Genomic DNA, 6,942 nt, shown 5'->3' on the forward strand with positions numbered 1-6,942 from the left:
GGTGGCTGGAGCTGGGCGTGTAGCGAGTACTAGCAGGGGTTTGGCGGGACARTCGCCTGCGACGGAACTGACTGTGCAGGCGCGCAAGCAGACAAGATCAGGCCAGAGGAAGCGACGTTGAGGGGGATGAGTACGCAAGTTGAATTCATGATGGGGCCGACACTCTTTTTATTTTTTGGCATGAACAGTCGACGTATCGTCTGTCGTCGTACAACTGCGCCATTTATATCTAGTTACATGATGGGCTGTCAATATCCAAAATTGCCGTTGGTCTTGACGAGAATTGCTTGTGAAAAATTTGATTTCTTACAGAACTCGGTAGCTGCAGGATCATCAATCGTGTGAATTGTCGGGGATTAACGACGGGATGTGAGGTCTTGGGGTGTCCGGGCATGTTGTACGACGACGCATGTTTACGGTACGAAAGCAGGACTTTCACCAGCAAAAATGGGTTGCTCCCGCACCCATTCAGGCAAAAAGCCACCTATTTCGAGGGATATCCCCCACCACTAAAATGTTTCAACTGAGAAACACTACCAATCAACTACTTAATAAATCTGAGTTTTTTCCTCAATTTTGCCCTTGGCCCGGATTTTGCCCCAACCCCTTGCAGCGCAGTAGCTGTCGTTTCCGTTGGGGACGGCGGAGTTCGCCATTTGGCATGACTTGAGGGGAACACAATGAAAAACGCTGCATCGGCGTTCAGTTCGCTCAACTACCTGAGTACATGTGGCGTAGCCACTGTCATTTTCTGCAGTCTGGCTACCGTCAGCGCAGCACCGCTTGATGATGTAAGCCCGCCACCGCCCACGGATCCTTCGGCCTACAGCAATCCGCCCGCTGATCCAAAAGCTGCGATGGACGCCCTGGAAGCATTGCCGGAAGCCAACCAGGGCTCGATTGCCTTGCCCAACGGCGTGTACGGCGACCGTGACACGCCGCGTGCAGAAAACGTGCTGCCACCAAGCGTGCAGACCTCGTACAACTTCCCCACCAACGGTAAACCCAGCCCCTTGTTCGGGGCGCTACCCTTTACCCAGCAATTGCTGCTGTTCGAGGAATTCGGCACGGAGAAACTCGACCCGACGATCCCGGCGCCGCCCCTGACCTTCCCCGCCCCCACCGTCGGCCCGGCGCCTGCGCAAGACCCGAACAGCGTTGCTCGCAGCGCCCCGTCGAGTGCCGCGCTGGATGCGTTCATGCGCCAGCCTGGCCTGTTTCCGTTCCCGTCGCAATTCTCCAACGTACTGGACCGCAACCCGTGGAAAGCGCAGATCGAAACCTTCCTCAACCGCCATCCCGTGGGTTCGCCGGCCGAAGGGCGGCCACCGGGAAAAGGCTGGTCGCATCAGCGTTGGAACGAGTTCTACCCACAAGTCGCCTACAAAACCGTGCAAGTGGGCGCTCGGGTCAACACCGGCATGCGCGACCGCAGGCAATTGCACAACTACGCCGTCGGTGAGTTCGGGCCGGGCGGGCTCTACTATCAGACTTCTGACATCCCGACCACGACGGGCACCACCAAAGGCATCGATACGCGCTTCCACCCAAATTTTCCGTTGCAAAATCACAACGCCCTGTGGACCTTCGACGGCACCTTTCCGGCCAAACTGCTGATGGTGCGCTATGGCCAACCGGTGCTGATGCGTCACTACAACGCCTTGCCGATCGACCCTGCAGCCAATATGGGCTTCGGTCTGCATACCATCAGCACCCACGAACACAACGGCCACTCCCCCGCTGAAAGCGATGGCTACACCAACGCATTTTTCTTTCCGGGGCAGTACTACGACTACCGCTGGCCGCTGCAGCTGGCCGGTTACGACACCATCAACACCGACGCCCATGACCCTCGCGCGGCGTTCCCCTGCGCACCGGGCGAAACGCTGTACGTCAACGACGCCAGCCCCGGCCTGAAAACCTGCGACAACGGCAAAATCAAGATTCGTGGCGACTGGCGTGAAACCATGAGTACGCATTGGTTCCACGACCACATGCTCGATTTCACCGCGCAGAACGTCTACAAGGGCAACGCGGTGATGATGAACTACTACAGCGCTTTGGATCGCGGTAACGAAGCGCTGGAGGACGGGGTCAATTTGCGCCTGCCCAGCGGTTCGGCGATGCCCTGGGGCAACCGTGACTACGACGTCAATCTGGTGCTCGCGGACAAGGCCTGGGACGCCAACGGTCAGTTGTGGTTCAACCCATTCAACACCGACGGCTTTCTTGGCGACCAGATGCTGGTCAACTGGCAGTACGAGCCGCGCCTGAAAGTGCGCGCACGTAGCTACCGTTTCCGCATTCTCAACGGCTCGGTGTCGCGTTACTTCAAGATTGCCGTGGTGCGTGAAATCGCCGGTAGCGGCGGCGAATTCCAGGGGCCTAAAGGCTCGGGTGTGTCCTATGCCCGCGTGCCATTTCACATGATCGGCAATGACGGCAACATCATGGAACATGCCATCCCCTTCGACGGCAGCATGGACCTGGACGGTGACGGCGATAAACAGCGGCACAACGCGATCCTGCCGACGCAGGCGATTGCCGAGCGTTACGACATCATCATCAACTTCGCAAAAAACGGGATCAAGCCCGGCGACAAGCTGTATTTCGTCAACCTGATGGAACACCAGACCGGCAAGGGCCCGCAGACAGAGGAAGTGAGCCTGACCGACGTGCTGTCCGAGGAGTACAAGGCCGAGATCAAGCAAACCAGTAAAGGGCCGATGTGGGACAAGGGCGACCCGGTGGTGGGCAAGTTCCTGCAGCTGTTGGTGCAACCTTACACCGGCCAGGACGTGAGCATGAACCCGGCCGACTATGAACCGGCCAAACCGGGCAAAGCGGCCGGCAAGAAAATGATCCCGCTGACCATCGACCGAGACAATGCCACCGACCAGGCCAAACTCAAAGTGGCGCGGCATCGCGAGTTCATTTTCGGTCGCTCCGATGGCACCGATGAAGCCCCCTGGACCGTCAAGACCGACGGCGGTTTCGGCTACGCCATGGATCCTCGCCGGATCAGCGCCGCCCCGCAATTGGCCAACGGCCCGACGGACGCCGGGTTCTCCGGCGACGGCACCCTCGAAGTTTGGAAAATAAAGAACGGCGGTAACGGCTGGAGCCACCCGGTGCACGTGCATTTCGAAGAAGGCATCATCCTCAGCCGCGACGGCAAGGCACCCGCGGAATGGGAAAAATGGGCGCGCAAGGACGTGTATCGCGTTGGCGCAGAGATCGACAGTTCTGTGGAAATCGACGTAGCGCTGCACTTCCGCGAGTTCGCCGGTACGTTCGTCGAGCACTGCCACAACACCCAGCACGAGGACACTTCCATGTTGCTGCGTTGGGATATTGAACATCCCGGCCAGTTCCAGTTGATGCCAACACCCCTGCCGGGCTGGGACGGTGTCACCTACGTGGCCTCCGCGGCCCTGCCGACCTTCCGCACCGGTGGCGATGACGAAAATAACGAAGGCGATAACCAAAAACCGGTGGCCAACCCCGACAGCGCCACCAGCAACAACGGGCAACCGGTGAACATCAACGTGCTGGCCAACGACACCGACCCCGACGGTAATCTGCCGCTCAAAGTGGTGGACCTGAACCAGCCGGATTCGGGCAAGGGCACGGTCAGCACCGACGGTGTGCGGGTGATCTACACCCCTCCGCCCACCATCCCCGCGCCGTTCACCGCGACCTTCACCTATAACGCCAGCGACGCCAAGGATGCGGTGTCGAACCCGGCGACAGTGTCCGTGGCGGTGTCCGCTTCGGCGGTCAACGAAGACCTGGTGGTTACCAGCGCTGTAGTTACCGCCCGCAGCAACAGTCGCTACACCTGGGAACTGGCTGGCACCACCTCGCGAGGCACGGGCAACACCATCACGGCAACGGCCTCGACCACTGCGGGCCCGCTGAACCTTGGCACGGCGACCCTGACCCCGATCGGTACCGGCGCTCGCTGGCGAATATCGGTGACCACCACCGGCAGTGGCCCGTCGCCTAACCCGACCATCACCATTACCTCGGCGCTCGGCAAGTCGGTGACGGCACCGATTGTCTCTCACTGAGTCTTCAATAGAACGTCAACGGGAGAGAGCCTCAACAGTCTTTGAGGCGCTCTCCCGCTGATACAGCTTTAGCCCGGAACGAGATCAAACAGGGTCCGGAATCAATTGCACTGCGCTGCGCGATGGCAAGGTCGCTGAGGCGGACTTCTGGGCAAAACGCGAAACCGGGCGACTCAGACCATAATGCTCGCGCAGCGTACTGCCCGCATATTCATGGCGAAACAGCCCACGCTTGCGCAGGATCGGCAGCACTTCATCGAGGAACACTTCAAAGCCCTCCGGGAACGCTGGCGGCATCACATTGAAACCATCAGCGGCGCCACTGCGGAACCACTGCTCAATCAAGTCGGCAATCTGCACCGGTGTACCGACCGGAACCCAATGCCCCCGAGCACCAGCCAGGCGATTGATCAACTGGCGCAACGTCGGTTTCTCGCGGTCGACGATGTCGATGATCAGCTTGAAGCGACTGGACTGGCTCTCACTGCTGTCGAAATTGACCAGGTGGCGCGGGAATGGCGCATCCAGATCGTGACCGGACAGGTCGACACCCAACATGCGGCGCAATTGACCGAGTGAAACATGCGGCAGCACCAGATCGTTGAGCTCGTCGAACTTGCGTTGGGCTTCGGCTTCGGTGCTGCCAATGTACGGGCTGATGCCCGGGAGAATTTTCAGCTGGCCAGGATCGCGTCCCACCGCTTTCGCCCGAGCACGGATATCGTTGGCGAATTCGCTCGCGCTTTGCAGGGTCTGGTGCGCGGTGAAAATCGCTTCGGCGTGCCTGGAGGCGAAATCACGGCCATCCTCGGAAGACCCGGCCTGCACCTGCACCGGTCGCCCCTGTGGGGAGCGCGGCGAGTTGAAGGGGCCTTTGACTCTGTAGTAAGTGCCCACGTGGTTGATTGAATGCACCTTGTCGCTGTCGGCAAACACCCCGGACGTCTTGTCCAGCACCAGCGCATCGTCCTCCCAGCTGTCCCACAGGTCACCGACCACCTGCACGAACTCTTCGGCCTGAGCGTAGCGATCATGAGCCGACGGGTGTTGGTCCAGGCCAAAATTGGCGGCTGCTGCCGCCATGGAAGTGGTGACGATGTTCCAACCAGCGCGCCCCTTGCTGAGGTGATCCAGCGCACTGAACGAGCGGGCCAGGTTGTAAGGCTCGCTGTAGGTCGTGCTGGCCGTGGCGATCAGGCCGATGCGTTGGGTCACCGCAGCAATGGCCGCCAGCCAGGTAATGGGTTCGAAACGAATACGCAGACCTTCACGGCCGCTTTCGGCCAGTGACGGCGAATCCGCGAAGAAAATCGCATCAAGCTTCTCGCGTTCAGCGCGTAGCGCCAGTTGCTGGTAATAGCCGATGTCCATGGAAGCTTGCGGCACCGACTGCGGGTGACGCCAGGCGGCTTCGTGATGACCGTTCGGGTAGATGAAAAGGTTGAGGCTGAGCTGACGTTCGGACATTTCCCGTTCCTTGAAAAAAGCAGGCATAAAAATAGGCGCTTGCGTGCGGCGCGGAGGCTCAGTGCAGCTCGGCGAAATCGCTCAGCACATCGTCGCGCAGGGCGATGAATCGGGCGTCACTGCGGTTGCGCGGACGCGGCAGATCGATGTCGAGAATGCGCCGGATGCGGCCTGGGTTGGGTTGCATCACCACCACGCGATCGCCCAGGAATACCGCCTCATCCACATCGTGGGTGACCAGAATCATGGTGATTTTTTCCTTGGCCCAGATGTTTTGCAGCTCGCCTTGCAGGCGCGCACGGGTCAACGCGTCGAGCGCCCCCAGCGGTTCATCCAGCAAGAGCACGCTCGGTCGATTGACCAGGCCGCGGGCTATCGCCACGCGTTGCGCCATGCCGCCAGATATCTGATGCGGGTAGGCATCGATAAAGTCTTGCAGGCCGACCAGTTCAATGTGCTCGCGCACGGTGTCGCGTTTCTGCGCAGCGCTCAGGGGTGAATTCTTGAGCCCGACCGCAACGTTTTGCTCAACGTTGAGCCAAGGGAACAAACGGTGATCCTGAAACACGATGCCGCGTTCCAGGCCAGTGCCTTCGATGGGTTTGCCATCCAACAGGATGCGCCCGTCGTATTCTTCATCCAGGCCCAGAATCAGGCGCAGCAGCGTGGATTTGCCGCAGCCGCTGGCGCCGACGATGCTGATGAACTCGCCAGGCGCAATGTCGAGCTGGATGTTGTCGAGTACTTGCAACTGCGTCGAACTACCCGGTCGGGAAGCGAAACGCTTGCTGATGTTTTCCAGGGTCAGGCTGTTGTTGAGCATGTTGCGATCCTTTTGAAAGTGCCAATCAACGTGGTGCGATGCCATACAGGCGCTGCATCCGCCGCTCAAGTGTCCGGGCCAATGCGTTAAGGCCCCATCCCACCAGGCCGATAATCACCATTCCAAACAACACCAGGTCCATCATGAAATGTTCGCTGCCATCAATCAGCGTGTTGCCGATGCCCTCCCCCGATACCAACAGGTATTCAGCGCCGATGGTCGCCAGCCAGGAGTAGACCAGCGCCAGGTACAGCCCGGTAAAAATCGACGGCAAGGCGGCGGGCAGCATCACCCCGATGATGGTTTGCCAACGGGTGAAGCCGTACACCCGCGCCACTTCCAACAGGTTGGGCGGGACGTTGCGCAAACCGTCACAGGTATTGACCACCACCGGCACCAGTGCGGCCAATGACAGGAACACCACCTTGGCCACATCGCCCAGGCCGAACCACACCGAGATCAGCGGGATCCAGGCGAACAGGGATATTTGCTTGAAGGTGTTGAAGCTCGGACCCACTAAACGTTCGAAATGCCGCGACAGGCCCAACAGGCAACCCAGTACCAGGCCCAGTGTGGTCC

At 59.7% G+C, this 6,942-nt stretch carries 4 protein-coding genes; 1 reads left to right on the plus strand and 3 read right to left on the minus strand.

What is annotated here, in order from left to right:
• Positions 1–680 precede the first annotated feature (680 nt).
• Positions 681–4,073: an Ig-like domain-containing protein gene (locus AC1DSG_RS25140; RefSeq protein WP_477793310.1), complete on the plus strand. Its 3,393-nt coding sequence runs from the start codon at positions 681–683 to the stop codon at positions 4,071–4,073.
• 84 nt (positions 4,074–4,157) lie between these two features.
• On the opposite strand, the gene AC1DSG_RS25145 is transcribed toward AC1DSG_RS25140, so the two are convergent.
• The 3 genes from AC1DSG_RS25145 to AC1DSG_RS25155 all read right to left on the minus strand — a co-directional run.
• On the minus strand, positions 4,158–5,540 hold the full coding sequence (locus AC1DSG_RS25145) for an LLM class flavin-dependent oxidoreductase (protein ID WP_477793311.1): 1,383 nt from the start codon (positions 5,538–5,540) through the stop codon (positions 4,158–4,160).
• Between the two features lie 58 nt (positions 5,541–5,598).
• Complete coding sequence (locus tag AC1DSG_RS25150; RefSeq protein WP_477793312.1) at positions 5,599–6,363, minus strand: ABC transporter ATP-binding protein; 765 nt, start codon at positions 6,361–6,363, stop codon at positions 5,599–5,601.
• Between the two features lie 25 nt (positions 6,364–6,388).
• The coding region (locus tag AC1DSG_RS25155; protein WP_477793313.1) for an ABC transporter permease at positions 6,389–6,942 on the minus strand (554 nt) is incomplete at its 5' end.

The organism is Pseudomonas sp. P5_A12 (assembly GCF_056400685.1).

What these genes read in the sequence shown, in the direction of transcription:
- AC1DSG_RS25140 (WP_477793310.1), top strand. Translation starts at nt 681, where the DNA reads ATGAAAAACGCTGCATCGGCGTTCAGTTCGCTCAACTACCTGAGTACA.
- AC1DSG_RS25145 (WP_477793311.1), bottom strand. Translation starts at nt 5,540, where the DNA reads ATGTCCGAACGTCAGCTCAGCCTCAACCTTTTCATCTACCCGAACGGT.
- AC1DSG_RS25150 (WP_477793312.1), bottom strand. Translation starts at nt 6,363, where the DNA reads ATGCTCAACAACAGCCTGACCCTGGAAAACATCAGCAAGCGTTTCGCT.